The sequence below is a fragment of the Pseudomonas sp. B21-036 genome (assembly GCF_024748925.1).
GTDB classification, from domain to species: domain Bacteria; phylum Pseudomonadota; class Gammaproteobacteria; order Pseudomonadales; family Pseudomonadaceae; genus Aquipseudomonas; species Aquipseudomonas palmensis.
In genome coordinates, this window is record NZ_CP087178.1 from 2,008,253 (window position 1) to 2,024,815 (window position 16,563).

Sequence of the window (16,563 nt, forward strand, 5' to 3'; positions counted from 1 at the left end):
TCCAATGCGAGTGTGGTTATTGAGTGCAGGCCTGGCCTTGCTGTGCATGGCCCAGGGCGCATCGGCAGGAACGGTGTTGATCGTTGGGGATAGTATCAGTGCCGCTTTTGGCCTGGATACCCGTCAGGGGTGGGTTGCCCTGCTCGAACAGCGGCTCAAGGCCGAGGGTTTCGATGACAAGGTGGTCAATGCCTCGATCAGTGGCGACACCAGTGCGGGGGGCCAGGCGCGGCTGCCTGCGCTGCTTGCAGAGCACAAGCCCAGCCTGGTGGTGGTGGAGCTGGGTGGCAATGACGGGCTGCGCGGGCAGGCACCGGCGCAATTGCAACAAAATCTTGCCTCGATGATCGATCGCTCCCGTGATGCCGGTGCCAGGGTGCTGCTGCTGGGCATGCGCCTGCCACCCAACTATGGCAAGCGCTACACCGATGCGTTCGCACAGGTGTATGCCGATCTTGGCAAGGAAAAGGACGTGCCGCTGGTGCCGTTCTTTCTCGAAGGGGTAGGTGGCGTGCCCGAGCTGATGCAGGCCGATGGCATCCATCCGGGGCAGGGCGCCCAGGCGCAGTTGCTGGAAAATGCCTGGCCATCAATAAAACCGCTGCTTTGACGCTTTTATACTGATCGGCTTTCGGCTAATGTTGCGCCCCCGATTTGGAGCCCCCGATGCCGCGTCCCGCCTGGTCCCTGTATGCCTATCAATTGATCGAGCCTGACGAACAGCTTGACCTGTTCGCCTGCCAGGAGAGTCGCGTCCACCTGATCGCCCGCCAACTCGAACTGGGCGGCTCCGTCGACCGTACCCTGTGTGGCACCCTGTTGCCGGCGCAACCGCGCTGGTCGGGTGTGGAACGCAGCATCTACCGTGACCAGCGCCTGTGCCGCCTGTGCCGGGCGATCCTCGAGGCGCAGCGGCGCGGCACGCGTCCGGTATGGCCCGAGCTGCAGGCCTGACGTCGGATCTTTTACGTTTGGCAAGGGTTCTGTGCCCGGATGCCTCCCGATCCCGCAGGGGGCGGTGTACAATTGCCCGCTTGACCCACCTGAATTAGCGAAGGATTTCCCGGATGTTGCCGCGCTTTCCCGCCGTCACCCGTTGCCTGTCCCTGGCCGCCCTGCTGGCGGCGGGCCCTGTTGCCGCTCTGGAGTTCCCCCTGCCGCCGCCGGGCGAGGATGTCATCGGCCAGGTCCAGGTGATCAAGGCCAAGTATGAGGACACCTTCGCCGACATCGGTACCGCCAACGACCTGGGCTACCTGGAAATGGTCGCGGCCAACCCGGGCGTGGACCCCTGGCTGCCAGGCGCCGGCACCGAGATCGTGCTGCCGACCCGTTTCATCCTGCCGCCGGGCCCGCGCGAAGGCATCGTGATCAACCTTGCCGAGTACCGCCTGTACTACTACCCCAAAGGCGAGAACGTGGTGCACACCTTCCCGCTGGGCATCGGCCGCGAAGGCTGGGGTTCGCCTATTGCCAACACCAAGGTCACGGCCAAGACGCCGAACCCGACTTGGACCCCACCGGCCTCGATCAAGGCCGAGCACGCCGCCGACGGTGATCCGTTGCCCAACGTGGTGCCGGCCGGCCCGGACAACCCGCTGGGCCCGTTCAAGTTCACCCTGGGCGTACCGGGCTACCTGATCCACGGTTCCAACAAGAAGTTCGGCATCGGCATGCGTACCAGCCATGGCTGTTTCCGCATGCTCAACAACAACGTGCTGCAACTGGCGAGCATGGCCCCGGTGGGGACTTCGGTGCGCATCATCAACGAGCCGTACAAGTTCGGCCTCAGTGGTGGCAAGGTCTACCTCGAGGCGCATACCCCGCTGGATGACAAGGGCGACCCGTCGGTGGTCGACAAGCACACCGCAGTGATCAATGCCCTGCTCAAGCGCGAAGACCTGGCCAACAACCTGCGCATGAACTGGGACATGGTGCGTGACGTGGTGGCGGCCGAAGATGGTATCCCGGTAGAGATCGCGGTGCCGGGTGACGCCAGTGCGCCGATGGTATCGAGCGTTCCGCTCGAAATGCAGTAACCCGCTTGTGTTTGCACGAGGCCCGCTTCATGCGGGCCTCGTCGTTTGCGCAGGACGGTTCTGCAGGCAATAAAAAAGCCGACCCACAGGTGGGTCGGCTTTTTAACAATCCCGAGGGATTATTACTTGCGGCTGGCTTTTTCCAGCATACGCAGAGCGCGCTCGTTAGCTTCGTCAGCAGTTTGCTGAGCTTTCTGAGCGGCGGCCAGAGCGTCATCAGCCTTGCGGTAGGCTTCATCGGCACGAGCTTGTGCACGGGCTGCTGCGTCTTCGGTTGCAGTCAGACGGGCTTCGGTTTCTTTGGAGACGCTGCTGCAACCGGTGGCCAGTACTGCGGCCAGAGCCAGAGCAGAGAATTTCAGAACGTTGTTCATCGTGTTCCCCTTCAAGGACTTTCTATTAAAGAGCCATCTCTCAACAAAGAGAAACTGGCCGGCGTACATAGTACCCATTACTTGTAGTAAGTAAACTGACCGAGCGCAAGAACCGGAAAAAAATTGCGCGGTTGCGCAGGCCGCCCCGGCGGGGGTGTGAAAAGAATGCAGGCGCTTTTGTAGCGGCGCTGAAACACCGCTGTAAATGCGTCTTTGTAGTGAACTAAAAGTGACTCCAAGTGTCATTGTTCGTCTTACCACTACATCATCCGGCTACTGTTGGCAGTGTGGCTCGCTGCCGTGTTCGCATGCTGCAAGTGCAGGTTTTTTACGATCAAGTACCTTGAGCATCTGTGCACTGGGCGCCTACTATTTGTGGGTGCTCAGTTGCCAGAGAACAACCAGGCTGTTCTCGCTGTCCAAACGGGCACGGGGTGGCGTAGAGGTTCCTTCGCCGGACAAACATCGGTAAGGTAAGGGTCTGACGAGAAGACCCGCGAGGAGTAGTGATGAGCGAGGCGTTGTCCATCCACCATGACCAGGCTGGTCATCAGTTCGAGACCAATGTGGACGGTCATCGTGCCTACCTGACCTACATGGACCTGGGTAAGCAGACATTGGATATCTACCGCACGTTCGTGCCCAATGCGCTGCGTGGGCGAGGCATCGCTGCGGCACTGACCGAAAAGGCCCTCGCCTATGCCGAGGACATGGGCTACACCGTGATCCCCTCGTGCTCCTATGTCGAGCGCTACATGGAACGTCATCAAAAGCATTCCAACAAGGCCTGAGCCTGCTGACACCCTGTTGAAAACGAAAACGCCGGGCATTGCCCGGCGTTTTCGTTGATGGCTTTCAGCCGCGGTTGCGCTTGGGCAACACGTCCTTGAGCTTGGCGCGCATGCTGCGCACGGACTTCTCGGTGGCTTCCCAGTCGATGCAGGCATCGGTGATCGACACGCCGTACTGCAGTTCGGCAAGGTCCTTGGGGATGGCCTGGCAGCCCCAGTTGAGGTGGCTTTCGACCATCAGGCCGATGATCGACTCGTTGCCTTCGAGGATCTGGTTGGCCACGTTGTCCATCACCAGCGGTTGCAGGGCCGGGTCCTTGTTGGAATTGGCGTGGCTGCAGTCGACCATGATGTTCGGCTTGATCCTGGCCTTGGCCAGGGCCTGCTCGCACAGGGCGACGCTGACCGAATCATAGTTGGGCTTGCCGTTGCCGCCGCGCAGCACCACGTGACCGTAGGCGTTGCCCTTGGTGGTGACGATGGACACGCCACCTTCCTGGTTGATGCCCAGGAAACGGTGCGGGCTGGAAACCGATTGCAGTGCGTTGATCGCCACGGTCAGGCCGCCGTCCGTACCGTTCTTGAAGCCGACGGCCGACGACAGGCCCGAGGCCATCTCGCGGTGGGTCTGGGATTCGGTGGTGCGCGCGCCGATCGCCGACCAGCTGATCAGGTCCTGCAGGTACTGCGGGGAGATCGGGTCGAGGGCTTCGGTGGCGGTGGGCAGGCCCATTTCCGCCAGATCCAGCAGCAGCTGGCGACCGATGTGCAGGCCGTCCTGGATCTTGAACGAGTCATCCAGGTACGGGTCGTTGATCAGGCCCTTCCAGCCCACCGTGGTGCGCGGCTTCTCGAAATACACGCGCATCACCAGGTACAGAGTGTCGGCGACTTCGGCCGCCAGCACCTTCAGGCGCTCGGCGTATTCATGTGCGGCCTTGAGGTCATGGATCGAGCAGGGGCCGATCACCACGAACAGGCGGTGGTCCTTGCCGTCGAGGATATTGCGTACCACTTCGCGGCCCGCGGTCACGGTCTGCAGGGCGGTGGCGCTGAGTGGAATGTCCTTCTTGAGCTGATCGGGGGTGATCAAGGTCTCGTTGGAGGCAACGTTAAGGTCGTCGATCGGTAAATCAGCCATCGTGTTACTCGTCAGGTCACGGGTGCCGGCCGCCAGCTACCCGCGCGGCGGAGCAGCATGATTGAACGCGGCGGGGTGCCGAACCTTAGCGCGTTACACCGTGATTCGACAATGGGCAGGGCCCGCTTTCCTGCCGCTTTGGCCCATTGGTATGGGCTTTTCTGATCAAAAGTGCCGTCACCCGACACGCTCGCAGGTTGCGGGCGGCAGCGCCCGGCCTGATAGTGTGTCGATTGTTTGACCTTATGGCGCCCGATGCAGGGCAGTGCGGAGCAGAGCGGCGATGAGCAAAGGCCTTGGCGACAAACTGGTGGTAGCCATTTCATCACGGGCACTGTTCGACCTCAGCGAGAGCCATCGACTGTTCCTGGCCGAGGGTGTCGAAGCCTACCGCCAGTACCAGATCGAGCACGAAGACGAATACCTGCAACCGGGTGATGCGTTCCCGTTGGTGGAAAAGCTGCTGGGCCTCAACGCCAGCCTCGGCCAGGCCCGGGTCGAGGTGGTGCTGGTGTCACGCAACAGCGCCGACACCGGGCTGCGGGTGTTCAATTCCATCGAGCATTATGGTCTGGGTATCTCGCGGGCAGCCTTCGTTGGCGGGCGCAGTCCGTATCCGTACCTGGCCGCCTTTGGTTGCCACCTGTTTCTGTCCACCGATGCAGAAGATGTGCGCCGCGCACTGGACGCCGGCTTTGCCGCTGCCACCATCCTTTCCGGCGGGGCACGGCGTGCGGCCAGCGCGGAGCTGCGTATCGCCTTCGATGGCGATGCAGTGGTGTTTTCCGACGAGTCCGAGCGCGTCTATCAGCTAGGCGGCCTGGAGGCGTTCCAGGCCAGCGAGCGCGAGTCGGCCCGCGAGCCGCTGCGCGGCGGGCCGTTCAAGGCCTTCCTGGCGGCGCTCAACGTGCTGCAGAAAGAGTTCCCCAGTGGCGCCTGTCCGATTCGCACCGCACTGGTGACGGCGCGCTCGGCGCCGGCCCACGAGCGGGTCATCCGCACCTTGCGCGAATGGGACATTCGCCTGGACGAGTCGCTGTTTCTCGGCGGCCTGGACAAGTCGGCGTTTCTCGAGGCGTTCGCGGCCGATGTGTTCTTCGACGACCAGGCAGGGCACTGCGAACGCGCCAGTGCAGTGGTCGCCACCGGCCATGTGCCCCACGGCATCAGCAACGAACGTACCCCCGGCTAGGCCGCCTGGCAGGGCGCCGGACGGCTCTGCGCGTCGTTTTGGCGCTGCTAAGCTGAACCTTGCCCTGCCGTATCGGCAGCTAGGAGGTCAAATGATCCGTTCGATGCTGTGTGCCACCGACCTCGGTTGTTACTCCCCTTATGTCATGCAACACGCGCTGGCGCTGGCACGCAGCTTCAGCGCCGAACTGTACGTGGTCCATGCCGTGGAACCGATGGGCCAGTTCGCCGAATCGCTGCTGGAAAGCTACCTTGATGAACATACCCTGTCCCATATGCGCGGTCGGGCGCTCAATACCGTGATGGCGAACATCGAACAGCGGGTGCTGGAGAACTTTCAGGATGAACTGGGCGAGAAGGAAGACCTGGCGCTGATCCGCGCGGTGCGGGTACGCCAGGGCGACCCGGCCGACGTGATCCTGGAGCAGGCCCAGCGCCTGAGCGTCGACCTGCTGATCGTCGGCAGCCACAGCCAGGGCGCCGGTAGCGAGATCCCCTTGGGGCGCACGGCGGTACGCGTCCTGCAGCTGTCGCCCGTGCCTGTGTACATGGTGCCCCTGGCGCAGTACCTGGGGCGGCGCAAGTCATAGGGGAGGCGGTGTAGGACGTTGTAAGAAAGCTGAAGAAATAGTTCTAGATTTATTCTTCAAACCACTAATATAGTTATAACTCGTCGCTGCTGCCGGTGACGCCCAGTTGATTTGAGGGATACCTATGAAGCTTCAACAATTGCGCTACATCTGGGAAGTGGCGCACCACGACCTCAACGTCTCCGCGACAGCGCAGAGCCTGTATACCTCCCAGCCGGGGATCAGCAAGCAGATTCGCCTGTTGGAAGACGAGCTGGGTGTGGAAGTGTTCGCCCGCAGCGGCAAGCACCTGACCCGCGTGACCCCGGCAGGTGAGCGCATCATCACCACCGCCGGCGAGATTCTGCGCAAGGTCGAGAGCATCAAGCAGATCGCCCAGGAATTCTCCAACGAGAAAAAGGGCACCCTGTCGATCGCCACCACCCACACCCAGGCACGCTACGCCCTGCCGCCGGTGATCAGTTCGTTCATCAAGCAATACCCTGAAGTGGCGCTGCACATGCACCAGGGCTCGCCGATGCAGATCGCCGAGATGGCGGCTGACGGTACCGTCGACTTCGCCATCGCCACCGAGGCCCTGGAGCTGTTCGGTGATCTGGTGATGATGCCGTGCTACCGCTGGAATCGTTGCGTGGTGGTGCCGCAGGGTCACCCCCTGACCAAGCTGCCCAAGCTCACCCTGGAGGCGTTGGCCGAATACCCGATCGTGACCTATGTGTTCGGCTTCACTGGCCGCTCCAAGCTCGACGAAGCCTTCAGCCATCGCGGCCTGACCCCCAAGGTGGTGTTCACCGCGGCCGATGCCGACGTGATCAAGACTTACGTGCGCCTGGGCCTGGGCGTGGGCATCGTGGCCAAGATGGCGGTGGACACCAAGCTCGACAACGACCTGGTGGTGCTCGATGCCAGTGAGCTGTTCGAGTCCAGCATCACCAAGATCGGTTTCCGTCGTGGCACCTTCCTGCGTGGTTTCATGTGCGACTTCATCGAGAAGTTCGCGCCCCACCTGACCCGTGAAGTGATGGCCAAGGCCATCCAGTGCCACAACAAGCAGGAACTCGAAGAGCTGTTCGCTGGCGTCGAACTGCCAGTGCATTAAGCCCTTGCAGTGCCTTCAGGCCGCCAGCACGGTGGCCTGAAGGCGCTCCTGCAGATAGCCCCGCGAGCAGGTAGCCCAGCCACTGGCCACGATGCCCTTACTGCTGACGCGATGTCTGGCAGGTGGGGCCAGGTGCTGCGCTCAGGGTGTGCATGTTCAGCCCTTGGTAATCAGGTTGCCGGCGTGCAGCCCGCATTCCTTCTGAGTCGACTCCTCCCACCACCAGCGGCCTTCGCGCTCGTGCTGGTTGGGCAGTACCGGGCGCGTGCAGGGTTCGCAGCCGATGCTGATGAAGCCGCGTTCATGCAGGCTGTTGTAGGGCAGCTCGAGCATGCGGATATAGCCCCACACCTCTTCGCTGCTCATCTGCGCCAACGGGTTGAACTTGTACAGGGTGCGCTCGGGGGTGGAGAAGGCGCTGTCGATTTCCAGCGCGGCCACCTGGCTGCGGGTGCCCGGGCTCTGGTCGCGGCGCTGGCCGGTGGCCCAGGCGCTGACGGTGCTCAGCTTGCGGCGCAGCGGCTCGATCTTGCGGATGCCGCAGCATTCGCCGTGGCCGTCCTTGTAGAAGCTGAACAGGCCCTTTTCCTTCACGAAGGGGTCGAGTGCACTGCGATCAGGGGAAAGGATCTCGATCGGCAGCTTGTACTGCTCGCGCACCTGGTCGATGAACCGGTAGGTTTCCGGATGCAGGCGGCCGGTGTCGAGGCTGAACACCTTGACGTTCTTGTTCAGCTTCCAGGCCATGTCCACCAGCACCACGTCTTCGGCGCCACTGAAGGAGATCCACAGGTCGTCGCCGAAGTGTTCGAAGGCGAGCTTGAGGATGTCCTGCGGGGACTTGTTGGCATAGGTCGCGGCGAGGGCGGCGACGTCGAAGGGTTGGCTCATCAGGCGGCTTCCGGTCATTGAATGGCGCTTGGCGCTCGTAATGGGCGAATGTTAACAAAAATTGCCGGGTTAGACGGCGCGCCTGTAGAGTGCGCCTTCCATTTTTAGCGTTGTTCGAGGAGTGAGCTGTGGAAATTGCCTGTCTCGACCTGGAAGGTGTACTGGTCCCGGAGATCTGGATCGCCTTTGCGGAAAAAACCGGAATCGAATCGTTGCGGGCCACCACCCGCGACATTCCCGATTACGACGTGCTGATGAAGCAGCGCCTGCGCATCCTGGATGAGCATGGCCTCAAGCTCTCCGACATCCAGGCAGTGATTGCCACGCTCAAGCCGCTGGACGGCGCCATCGAGTTCGTGGACTGGTTGCGCGAGCGTTTCCAGGTGGTGATCCTGTCCGACACCTTCTACGAATTCTCGCAGCCGCTGATGCGCCAGCTGGGTTTCCCGACCTTGCTGTGCCACCGCCTGATCACCGACCAGAGCGATCGTGTGACCGGCTACCAACTGCGCCAGAAAGACCCCAAGCGCCAGTCGGTGCTGGCATTCAAGAGCCTGTACTACCGGGTGATCGCGGCGGGTGACTCGTACAACGACACCACCATGCTGGGCGAGGCGGATGCAGGCATCCTGTTCCATGCGCCGGAAAACGTGATTCGCGAGTTCCCGCAGTTCCCGGCGGTGCATGATTTCGAGGCGCTGAAGAAAGAGTTCATCAAGGCCTCGAACAGGTCGTTGAGCCTGTAATACCGCCTTCTCCGGCAAGGCCGGCTCCTGCACGCTGTAGGAGCCGGCCTTGCCGGCGAAGCGTTCTAGAGGCCCTGCAGGGTCTGGAGCAACACCCTGACCTTGGTGATCGACTCCTCGTACTCCGCCTCCCACTGCGAGTCCGCCACCACCGCACCGCCTCCCCAGCAGCACACCTGGCCGTCCTTCACCAGCAGGCTGCGGATGGCGATCGAGCTGTCCATCTCCCCGCGCACGTCCACATACAGCAGCGAGCCGCAATACAGTGCACGTCGGCTCGGCTCCAGTTCGTCGATGATCTGCATCGCCCGAATCTTCGGCGCCCCGGTGATCGAGCCGCCGGGGAAGCTGCCGGCTATCAGGTCCAGCGCATCCTTGCCCGGTGCCAGGCGTCCGGTCACGCTGCTGACCATGTGGTGCACGTTGGGGTAGCTCTCCAGGCTGAACAGCTCCGGCACCTGCACCGAGCCGGTAGCGCAGCTGCGCCCCAGGTCGTTGCGCAGCAGGTCCACGATCATCAGGTTCTCGGCGCGGTCCTTGGTGCTGGCCAGCAGCTCGGCAGCATTGGCGGCATCCTGCACGGGGTCGGCGCTGCGCGCACGGGTGCCCTTGATCGGGCGGGTTTCGACCTCGCCCTGGCTGACCCTGATGAAGCGCTCGGGCGAGAAGCTCAGCAGCGCGCTGCCATCGGCCAGTACCTGATAGCCGGAGAAGGGCGTAGGGCAGGCAGCCCGCAGCGCCTGGTAGGCCGTCCACGGGTCGCCCTGGCAGGGTGCGCGAAAGCGTTGGGTAAGGTTGATCTGGTAGCAGTCGCCGGCATGGATGTACTGCTGCACCCGCTCGAACGCCTGACGGTAATCCTCGGCTGCGAGGTCGCCGCGCATTGGCGCCGCAAGCCTGAATGCGCCGGTTGCCGTCGGGGCGTCGTGCTCGAACAGTGCCACCAGGCGCTCGCGTTCGGTGGCGGGCAGCGCCGGATGAAACACCAGCTGGCTGCGCTGCAGCTGATGGTCGCTGATCAGTGCCCAGGCATACAGCCCCAGGCTTGCGTCACCCAGCCCCAGGTCGTCGCAGGCAATGGCGGGCAGGCGCTCCAGGCGCCGGCCGAAGTCGTAGCTCAGGTAGCCGATCAGGCCGCCGGCGAACGGCAGCTCGACACCTGCCGGCAAGTGCGCGCGCCCAAGCCCGGCCAGTTGCTCGCGCAGGCGCTGCAGGTAGTGCTGGCCGTCTTCTTCGGCGTCCGGGGTCAGCGTGCACAGTGGCCAGGCGCTGAGCAGGTCGAAGCGCCCACGCACGGCGCCAGGCCGTGCGCTGTCGAGCAGCACGGCGCCAGGTGCCTGGCGGATACGGGCAAAGTAGGCGGCCGGGTCGGCCTGGTAGGGCAGGGGGTGAAGTGTGCAGGTCGGCATTCGGGTGAACAGCTGTCGAGGCGGGGCGAGCATTGTAGCCCTGTGCAGGCGATGCTCCTAGCGGATCGGCGACCGCCCTGTGCGCGGCTGCGCCAGGGCGGTGGCAGATTACTGCGCCGGGATGTGGCCGAACAGTTCCTGGGCGAAGCGCACGCGCTCTTCGACGCTTTCCTTGATGCCATTGCTGGCCAGTTCCTCAAGGTGCGCCTCGACGGCGTGGGTGCGCAGGGTCAGGCCGCAATCGTTGGCGATCTGGATGTTCAGGCCGGGGCGGGCGTTGAGTTCCAGGATCAGCGGGCCCTTGTCCTGGTCCAGCACCATGTCCACGCCGATGTAGCCCAGGCCGCACAGTTCATAGCAGCCGGCGGCCAGCTTCATGAAGCCGTCCCAGTTGGGCAGTTGCACGCCGTCCACCGCATTGGTGGTGTCGGGGTGCTTGCTGATGATGTTGTTCAGCCAGGTACCGCGCAGGGTCAGCCCGGTCGCCAGGTCCACACCCACGCCGATGGCGCCCTGGTGCAGGTTGGCCTTGCCGCCGGACTGGCGCGTGGGCAGGCGCAGCATGGCCATGACCGGGTAGCCCATGAGCACGATGATGCGGATGTCCGGCACGCCTTCGTAGCTGATGCTCTTGAAGATCTGGTCCGGGGTTACCCGGTACTCGATCAGCGCGCGGTCGCGATGGCCACCCAGCGAATACAGCCCGGTGAGGATGCTTGATACCTGGTGCTCGATTTCCTCGTGGGTGATGATCTTGCCGGACACCGTGCGGTAGCGGTTCTCGAAGCGGTCGGCGATCACCAGGATGCCGTCACCACCGGCGCCCTGCGCCGGCTTGATGACGAAATCGCTGCGCCCGCCGATGATCTCGTCGAGCTTGTCGATGTCCTTTTCGGTGGAGATCACCCCGTACATTTCCGGCACGTGGATGCCGGCCTTGATCGCCCGCTCCTTGGTGATGATCTTGTCGTCGACGATCGGGTACAGGTTGCGCTTGTTGTACTTGAGCACGTAGTCCGCGTTGCGCCGGTTGATACCCATGATGCCCCGGGCTTCCAGGGCCTTCCAGGTTTTCCATAGGCCGAACATCAGGCGTCAGCCTTCACGAAGGCCTTGAAGCGCACCAGCTCCGTCAGGCGGTAGCCGCGGTAGCGGCCCATCGCCAGCATGAAGCCCACCAGAATCAGCAGCACCGCCGGGAAGGTGAACACGAAGTACACCAGTTCGGGCACGCTCATCAGCAGGTGCGCGACCGAGGCGGCGAACAGGGTGCCGATGGCGACTTTCATGGCATGGCCGCCGCCGCGTTCCTCCCAGGTGATCGACAGGCGTTCGATGGTCATGGTCAGAATTACCATCGGGAACAGTGCCACCGACAGCCCGCGCTCCAGGCCCAGCTTGTGGCTGAACAGGCTGATGGCCGCGATCAGCACCACCACGAAGGTCAGTACCACCGACAGGCGCGGCAGCATCTGCAGCTTCAGGTGTTCGAGGTAGGAGCGCAGGGTCAGGCCCAGCGCGGTGATCACCGTGAACAGGGCGATACCGAAGCCCAGCTGGGTCTCACGGAAGGCCAGGGCGATCAGCACCGGGGTGAAGGTACCCAGGGTCTGCAGGCCGATCAGGTTGCGCAGCACCAGGATCACCAGCACGCCGATCGGGATCATCACCATGATCATGAAGGTCTGCTGGGTCTGCAGCGGCAGGCCGTACAGCGAGTATTCGAGGAAGTCGGCGTCGGTGTTCTCGTCGGTCAGCTTGGCCAGGCGGATGGCGTTCATCTCGCTGTTGTTCAGGCTGAAGCTGACGTTGACCTTCTTGCCGCCATCGACGGTGATCAGCGGGTCATCGCCGGTCCACCACAGCAGGCGGTCGGCCGGCAGGCCCTGCTCGCCGGTGTCCGGGTTGAAGTACAGCCAGTCGTTGCCGTTGAAGCTGCGCAGCCACAGTTCCGGGCTCTGCGGCTGGTCGGCCAGCAGGCGGATGGTGTGCACCTTCTCCACCGGTACGTGGGCGATCGACAGCAGCAGGTCGATGACCTTGGCCTTGTTCAGCGAAGAGGCATCGCCGGCCAGCAGCAGCTTGACGTTGTCGTCGTTGGGGTTGTTGACCCGCTTGATGGTCTCGCTGACGAAGGTCTCGACGTCGGCCGAGTGCTGGCGGATAGGTGCCATCAACGCTTCGGCGGCGATCTTCTCCGGCCCTTCGACCGGCTGGCTGTCACGGAAGGTCGGGCCCTTGATCTTGACCTTTTCGCTGCTGTAGCGCTTGGTCAGTACCAGGCGGTAGTAGAGGGTCTGGTTGCCCTTGGCGCGCCGCGCCGACCAGGTCACCTTGCGGTTGCCATCGACACGGTTGACGCTCACGCCGTAGTTGTTGGAGATGAAGCTCTCATTGAGGCTGACGTAGTCGTTGCTCAATGGCGGCACGAACATCTGGATCTTGATCGGGTCCTTGGGGCTGGCGACGAACTCGACCTTGGCATCGATGTTCCACAGGTCGTCGGTTTCGTCTTCGGTCACCGGGATGCCGAGCATGAAGATCTGGTACGCCGTGATCGACACACCCAGCAACACCAGGAGGGTGATCAGGACTTTCAGATGAAGGGTAAGAGAGCGCATCGAAATTACTCTGCGGTATGAGCGTCAGTGGCGCAGGCAGGTTTGCCGGCAGCGTATTTAAGGCTTGGGTCGACCAGCGCGTCGAAGTGCTTGAGCGCCTCGGAGCCGATCAGTAGCGGGTACTGGAAGGCACTGCGGTCGGTCAGGTTCACTTCGATGCTGCGCAGGGCCGTACCCATGCAGATATTCAGCGCGATCACCGGGCGGGAGGTATAGGCCTTGCCTTCGTCCGGGTTGTAGTCACCGGCGCGTCGCTTGATCTTGCTGACACGAGCCAGTGGTCGTTCTATCGGATGCGAATGGGCTGCGTCAATTGCCAGATAGAAGCGCACCCACGATTCGCCGTTGCGCTTGAAGCGCTTGATATCGCGCGCGCTCAGCGAGGCGGTCTTGGCCCCGGTGTCGAGCTTGGCCGCAACCTCGAGGTCGATATCGACAAGGCGGGCATATTCATTGAGGCCATAGACAGTCTTGTCTGCCGCCTGGCTCAGGGCAGGCAGCCCACAGAGGCTGAGTAACAGTAGAAAGGGTGTGAGTCTCATAAATCCTGACGCGATGCTGTGGGGGTTTGCCCCCTCAGAGGCGGCGGCATTCTACCACGCTGGTGTGTCGATGCCAGCGGCTGGAGTCAGACAACACCGACAGACACGAAGTTCGTTCTTAGGCGATTGTCGACAATATTGAATTTGTCTTTGACTGGGGTGGCTTAATTAGCTAATTTTAGCCCTACAGATTTTCAAGGTGTCGACAATATGCTGGATGCAGCCCAAGCCTCCGCCCCCCTTCAGGAAGATTCGGAGACGCTTTCCGAAAACGTCTTCCGGCGTATCCAGGCCGCGATCGTCAAGGGCGAGATCGCCCCCGGCAGCAAGATCTCCGAGCCGGAGCTGGCGCGTACCTACGGCATCAGCCGCGGCCCGCTGCGCGAGGCCATCCACCGCCTGGAAGGCCAGCGCCTGCTGGTGCGGGTGCCGCACGTAGGGGCGCGGGTGGTGTCGCTGAGCCATGCCGAGCTGATCGAGCTGTACGAGATTCGCGAGTCCCTCGAGGGCATGGCCTGCCGCCTGGCCGCCCAACGCATGAGCGTAGCCGAGATCGACGAGTTGCGCCGGGTGCTCGACACCCATGAGCGTGATGCCGCGTTCCAGGCCGGGGTGGGCTACTACCAGCAGGAGGGCGACTTCGACTTCCACTACCGCATCATCCAGGGCAGCGGCAACCGCACCCTGGTGCAGATGCTGTGCGGCGAGCTGTACCAGCTGGTGCGCATGTACCGCATCCAGTTCTCCGCCACGCCCAACCGCCCGCACCAGGCGTTCGCCGAACACCACCGGATTCTCGATGCCATCGCCGACCGTGACGGCGAGCTGGCCGAATTACTGATGCGCCGCCACATCGGCGCATCCAAGCGCAATATCGAGCGTCATTACAAAGACGCCACCGCCCCTAGCCCACGAGGTGAGTCATGAGTCAGAAAAGCAGTCCCGGCCAGCGTTTTCGCGATGCAGTCGCCGCCGAGCACCCGCTGCAGGTCGTCGGCGCCATCAATGCCAACCATGCGCTGCTAGCCAAGCGCGCCGGGTTCAAGGCCATCTACCTCTCCGGTGGCGGTGTGGCGGCAGGCTCGCTGGGCCTGCCCGACCTGGGCATCACCGGCCTGGATGACGTGCTGACCGACGTGCGCCGCATCACCGACGTGTGCGACCTGCCGCTGCTGGTGGACGTGGACACCGGGTTCGGTTCGTCGGCGTTCAACGTGGCGCGCACGGTCCGCTCGATGATCAAGTTCGGCGCCGCCGCCATTCATATCGAGGACCAGGTGGGCGCCAAGCGCTGCGGCCATCGTCCGAACAAGGAAATCGTCTCGCAACAGGAGATGGTCGACCGCATCAAGGCGGCCGTGGACGCGCGTACCGACGACAGCTTCGTGATCATGGCGCGTACCGACGCCCTGGCGGTCGAAGGCCTGGAGGCCGCGCTGGATCGCGCTGCGGCGTGCATCGAGGCCGGTGCCGACATGATCTTCCCCGAGGCCATCACCGAGCTGTCGATGTACAAGACCTTCGCCAACCGCGTGAAGGCGCCGATCCTGGCCAACATCACCGAATTCGGCGCCACGCCGCTGTACACCACCGAAGAGCTGGCTTCGGCCGACGTGTCGCTGGCGCTGTATCCGCTGTCGGCGTTCCGCGCCATGAACAAGGCGGCCGAGAACGTCTACACCGCGCTGCGCCGCGACGGCACGCAGAAAAACGTCATCGACACCATGCAGACTCGCATGGAGCTTTACGATGCCATCGACTACCACGTGTTCGAGCAGAAGCTCGACGCACTGTTCGCTCAGAAGAAGAGCTGAACCGCAGCACACCGCAATTAGCCGATTCCCATAACAAATTCAAAAGTGGAGAAAACCAATGGCCGAAGCAAAAGTACTCAGTGGTGCCGGCCTGCGTGGTCAGGTGGCCGGGCAAACCGCACTGTCGACCGTGGGCCAGGCCGGCGCCGGCCTGACCTACCGTGGCTATGACGTTCGCGACCTGGCCGAGCACGCGCTGTTCGAAGAGGTCGCCTACCTGCTGCTGTACGGCGAGCTGCCGACCCAGGCCGAGCTGAGCGAGTACCAGCACCAGCTCAAGGCGCTGCGCGACCTGCCCCAGGCGCTCAAGGAAGTGCTCGAGCGCATTCCGGTCACCGCCCACCCGATGGACGTGATGCGTACCGCCTCCTCGGTGCTCGGCACCCTGGAGCCGGAGCTCAACTTCGGCCTGCAGCACGAGAAGACCGACCGCCTGCTGGCGCTGTTCCCGGCGGCCATGTGCTACTGGTACCGCTTCAGCCACCATGGCGTGCGCATCGACTGCACCAGCGACGAAGACACCCTGGGCGGGCACTTCCTGCACCTGTTGCACGGCAAGAAGCCGAGCGAGCTGCACGTCAAGGTGATGAACGTTTCGCTGATCCTGTACGCCGAGCACGAATTCAACGCCTCGACCTTCACTGCCCGGGTGTGTGCCTCGACCCTGTCGGACCTGTACTCGTGCGTGACGGCGGCCATCGGCTCGCTGCGCGGGCCGCTGCACGGTGGTGCCAACGAGGCCGCGATGGAAATGATCGAGCGCTTCAAGACCCCGCAGGAAGCCGTTGCCGGCACCCTCGGCATGCTCGAGCGCAAGGACAAGATCATGGGCTTCGGGCATGCCATCTACAAGGAGTCCGACCCGCGCAACGAAGTGATCAAGGGCTGGGCGAAGAAGCTCGCCGACGAGGTGGGCGACACCGTGCTGTACCCGGTGTCCGAAGCCATCGACAAGACCATGTGGGAACAGAAGAAACTGTTCCCCAATGCCGACTTCTACCATGCCTCGGCCTACCACTTCATGGGTATCCCGACCAAGCTGTTCACCCCGATCTTCGTCTGCTCGCGCCTGACCGGCTGGGCGGCGCATGTGTTCGAACAGCGTGCCAACAACCGCATCATCCGCCCGAGCGCCGAATACACCGGCGTCGAACAGCGCAAGTTCGTGCCAATCGAACAACGCTGAGACTGGCGTGCAGTACCTTTGATATGGCCCTGCCGAACCTGGTGGGAGCGGGCTTGCCCCGCGATAGCCGCTGCGCGCAGTAGCTGATACCGCGCCGATGCCATCGCGGGTCGAGCCCGCTCCCACAGG

18 protein-coding genes are annotated in these 16,563 nt (G+C 63.1%); 11 read left to right on the forward strand and 7 right to left on the reverse strand.

The window, feature by feature from the left end; genetic code table 11:
* Nucleotides 1–4: 4 nt before the first annotated feature.
* The 3 genes from LOY33_RS08900 (at nucleotide 5) to LOY33_RS08910 (ending at nucleotide 2,039) form a co-directional block, all read left to right on the forward strand.
* Nucleotides 5–610, forward strand: a complete 606-nt coding sequence (locus tag LOY33_RS08900; protein ID WP_043863090.1) for an arylesterase — start codon at nucleotides 5–7, stop codon at nucleotides 608–610.
* Nucleotides 611–666: 56 nt separating this feature from the next.
* Entirely contained in the window at nucleotides 667–954 is a 288-nt protein-coding gene (locus LOY33_RS08905; protein WP_043863089.1) for a hypothetical protein, read from the forward strand.
* A 113-nt stretch (nucleotides 955–1,067) separates the two neighbouring features.
* Complete coding sequence (locus tag LOY33_RS08910; protein WP_043863088.1) at nucleotides 1,068–2,039, forward strand: L,D-transpeptidase family protein; 972 nt, start codon at nucleotides 1,068–1,070, stop codon at nucleotides 2,037–2,039.
* Nucleotides 2,040–2,161: 122 nt separating this feature from the next.
* Here LOY33_RS08910 and oprI read toward each other — a convergent pair whose 3' ends face one another.
* Complete coding sequence (gene oprI, locus LOY33_RS08915; RefSeq protein WP_037058464.1) at nucleotides 2,162–2,413, reverse strand: outer membrane lipoprotei OprI; 252 nt, start codon at nucleotides 2,411–2,413, stop codon at nucleotides 2,162–2,164.
* Nucleotides 2,414–2,922: 509 nt separating this feature from the next.
* On the opposite strand from oprI, the gene LOY33_RS08920 reads away from it, so the two are divergent.
* Complete coding sequence (locus LOY33_RS08920; protein WP_043863087.1) at nucleotides 2,923–3,204, forward strand: GNAT family N-acetyltransferase; 282 nt, start codon at nucleotides 2,923–2,925, stop codon at nucleotides 3,202–3,204.
* Between the two features lie 64 nt (nucleotides 3,205–3,268).
* Here LOY33_RS08920 and LOY33_RS08925 read toward each other — a convergent pair whose 3' ends face one another.
* Nucleotides 3,269–4,345 carry a 3-deoxy-7-phosphoheptulonate synthase gene (locus tag LOY33_RS08925; RefSeq protein ID WP_043863086.1) on the reverse strand — a complete coding sequence of 359 codons (1,077 nt, stop codon included), beginning with the start codon at nucleotides 4,343–4,345 and terminating at the stop codon, nucleotides 3,269–3,271.
* Between the two features lie 283 nt (nucleotides 4,346–4,628).
* On the opposite strand from LOY33_RS08925, the gene LOY33_RS08930 reads away from it, so the two are divergent.
* The 3 genes from LOY33_RS08930 (at nucleotide 4,629) to cysB (ending at nucleotide 7,225) form a co-directional block, all read left to right on the forward strand.
* On the forward strand, nucleotides 4,629–5,537 hold the full coding sequence (locus tag LOY33_RS08930) for a 5'-nucleotidase (RefSeq protein WP_043863085.1): 909 nt from the start codon (nucleotides 4,629–4,631) through the stop codon (nucleotides 5,535–5,537).
* 91 nt (nucleotides 5,538–5,628) lie between these two features.
* Nucleotides 5,629–6,126, forward strand: coding sequence for a universal stress protein (locus tag LOY33_RS08935; protein ID WP_043863084.1), 498 nt, complete (start codon nucleotides 5,629–5,631; stop codon nucleotides 6,124–6,126).
* Between the two features lie 124 nt (nucleotides 6,127–6,250).
* Nucleotides 6,251–7,225: an HTH-type transcriptional regulator CysB gene (gene cysB / locus LOY33_RS08940; protein WP_043863083.1), complete on the forward strand. Its 975-nt coding sequence runs from the start codon at nucleotides 6,251–6,253 to the stop codon at nucleotides 7,223–7,225.
* A gap of 156 nt (nucleotides 7,226–7,381) precedes the next feature.
* On the opposite strand, the gene LOY33_RS08945 is transcribed toward cysB, so the two are convergent.
* Complete coding sequence (locus tag LOY33_RS08945) at nucleotides 7,382–8,116, reverse strand: phosphoadenylyl-sulfate reductase (RefSeq protein WP_054915690.1); 735 nt, start codon at nucleotides 8,114–8,116, stop codon at nucleotides 7,382–7,384.
* A 128-nt stretch (nucleotides 8,117–8,244) separates the two neighbouring features.
* On the opposite strand from LOY33_RS08945, the gene thrH reads away from it, so the two are divergent.
* Nucleotides 8,245–8,862 carry a bifunctional phosphoserine phosphatase/homoserine phosphotransferase ThrH gene (gene thrH / locus LOY33_RS08950; RefSeq protein WP_043863081.1) on the forward strand — a complete coding sequence of 206 codons (618 nt, stop codon included), beginning with the start codon at nucleotides 8,245–8,247 and terminating at the stop codon, nucleotides 8,860–8,862.
* Nucleotides 8,863–8,927: 65 nt separating this feature from the next.
* Here thrH and pabB read toward each other — a convergent pair whose 3' ends face one another.
* The 4 genes from pabB to LOY33_RS08970 all read right to left on the reverse strand — a co-directional run bounded on the left by pabB (nucleotide 8,928) and on the right by LOY33_RS08970 (nucleotide 13,434).
* On the reverse strand, nucleotides 8,928–10,271 hold the full coding sequence (gene pabB, locus LOY33_RS08955) for an aminodeoxychorismate synthase component I (protein ID WP_258662469.1): 1,344 nt from the start codon (nucleotides 10,269–10,271) through the stop codon (nucleotides 8,928–8,930).
* 108 nt (nucleotides 10,272–10,379) lie between these two features.
* Nucleotides 10,380–11,360, reverse strand: a complete 981-nt coding sequence (locus LOY33_RS08960) for an alpha-L-glutamate ligase-like protein (protein WP_043863079.1) — start codon at nucleotides 11,358–11,360, stop codon at nucleotides 10,380–10,382.
* Nucleotides 11,360–12,892, reverse strand: coding sequence for an inactive transglutaminase family protein (locus LOY33_RS08965; RefSeq protein WP_043863078.1), 1,533 nt, complete (start codon nucleotides 12,890–12,892; stop codon nucleotides 11,360–11,362). Before LOY33_RS08965 ends, LOY33_RS08960 begins: the two co-directional genes overlap by 1 nt.
* A 5-nt stretch (nucleotides 12,893–12,897) precedes the next feature.
* On the reverse strand, nucleotides 12,898–13,434 hold the full coding sequence (locus LOY33_RS08970; RefSeq protein WP_043863077.1) for an ATP-dependent zinc protease: 537 nt from the start codon (nucleotides 13,432–13,434) through the stop codon (nucleotides 12,898–12,900).
* Between the two features lie 210 nt (nucleotides 13,435–13,644).
* On the opposite strand from LOY33_RS08970, the gene LOY33_RS08975 reads away from it, so the two are divergent.
* Genes LOY33_RS08975 through prpC form a run of 3 tightly spaced genes read left to right on the forward strand, consistent with a single transcriptional unit; the run spans nucleotide 13,645 to nucleotide 16,434 of the window.
* Nucleotides 13,645–14,361, forward strand: coding sequence for a GntR family transcriptional regulator (locus tag LOY33_RS08975; protein WP_043863076.1), 717 nt, complete (start codon nucleotides 13,645–13,647; stop codon nucleotides 14,359–14,361).
* On the forward strand, nucleotides 14,358–15,248 hold the full coding sequence (prpB, locus tag LOY33_RS08980) for a methylisocitrate lyase (protein WP_043863075.1): 891 nt from the start codon (nucleotides 14,358–14,360) through the stop codon (nucleotides 15,246–15,248). The genes LOY33_RS08975 and prpB overlap by 4 nt, the downstream gene beginning before the upstream one ends.
* A gap of 58 nt (nucleotides 15,249–15,306) precedes the next feature.
* Entirely contained in the window at nucleotides 15,307–16,434 is a 1,128-nt protein-coding gene (prpC, locus tag LOY33_RS08985; protein ID WP_043863074.1) for a 2-methylcitrate synthase, read from the forward strand.
* The last annotated feature ends 129 nt before the right edge of the window (nucleotides 16,435–16,563 follow it).

What these genes read in the sequence shown, in the direction of transcription:
- LOY33_RS08960 (WP_043863079.1), bottom strand. Translation starts at nt 11,360, where the DNA reads ATGTTCGGCCTATGGAAAACCTGGAAGGCCCTGGAAGCCCGGGGCATC.
- LOY33_RS08975 (WP_043863076.1), top strand. Translation starts at nt 13,645, where the DNA reads ATGCTGGATGCAGCCCAAGCCTCCGCCCCCCTTCAGGAAGATTCGGAG.
- LOY33_RS08910 (WP_043863088.1), top strand. Translation starts at nt 1,068, where the DNA reads ATGTTGCCGCGCTTTCCCGCCGTCACCCGTTGCCTGTCCCTGGCCGCC.
- LOY33_RS08930 (WP_043863085.1), top strand. Translation starts at nt 4,629, where the DNA reads ATGAGCAAAGGCCTTGGCGACAAACTGGTGGTAGCCATTTCATCACGG.
- LOY33_RS08920 (WP_043863087.1), top strand. Translation starts at nt 2,923, where the DNA reads ATGAGCGAGGCGTTGTCCATCCACCATGACCAGGCTGGTCATCAGTTC.
- cysB (WP_043863083.1), top strand. Translation starts at nt 6,251, where the DNA reads ATGAAGCTTCAACAATTGCGCTACATCTGGGAAGTGGCGCACCACGAC.
- LOY33_RS08945 (WP_054915690.1), bottom strand. Translation starts at nt 8,116, where the DNA reads ATGAGCCAACCCTTCGACGTCGCCGCCCTCGCCGCGACCTATGCCAAC.
- prpC (WP_043863074.1), top strand. Translation starts at nt 15,307, where the DNA reads ATGGCCGAAGCAAAAGTACTCAGTGGTGCCGGCCTGCGTGGTCAGGTG.
- oprI (WP_037058464.1), bottom strand. Translation starts at nt 2,413, where the DNA reads ATGAACAACGTTCTGAAATTCTCTGCTCTGGCTCTGGCCGCAGTACTG.
- LOY33_RS08925 (WP_043863086.1), bottom strand. Translation starts at nt 4,345, where the DNA reads ATGGCTGATTTACCGATCGACGACCTTAACGTTGCCTCCAACGAGACC.
- LOY33_RS08970 (WP_043863077.1), bottom strand. Translation starts at nt 13,434, where the DNA reads ATGAGACTCACACCCTTTCTACTGTTACTCAGCCTCTGTGGGCTGCCT.
- LOY33_RS08965 (WP_043863078.1), bottom strand. Translation starts at nt 12,892, where the DNA reads ATGCGCTCTCTTACCCTTCATCTGAAAGTCCTGATCACCCTCCTGGTG.
- LOY33_RS08900 (WP_043863090.1), top strand. Translation starts at nt 5, where the DNA reads ATGCGAGTGTGGTTATTGAGTGCAGGCCTGGCCTTGCTGTGCATGGCC.
- prpB (WP_043863075.1), top strand. Translation starts at nt 14,358, where the DNA reads ATGAGTCAGAAAAGCAGTCCCGGCCAGCGTTTTCGCGATGCAGTCGCC.
- LOY33_RS08905 (WP_043863089.1), top strand. Translation starts at nt 667, where the DNA reads ATGCCGCGTCCCGCCTGGTCCCTGTATGCCTATCAATTGATCGAGCCT.
- pabB (WP_258662469.1), bottom strand. Translation starts at nt 10,271, where the DNA reads ATGCCGACCTGCACACTTCACCCCCTGCCCTACCAGGCCGACCCGGCC.
- LOY33_RS08935 (WP_043863084.1), top strand. Translation starts at nt 5,629, where the DNA reads ATGATCCGTTCGATGCTGTGTGCCACCGACCTCGGTTGTTACTCCCCT.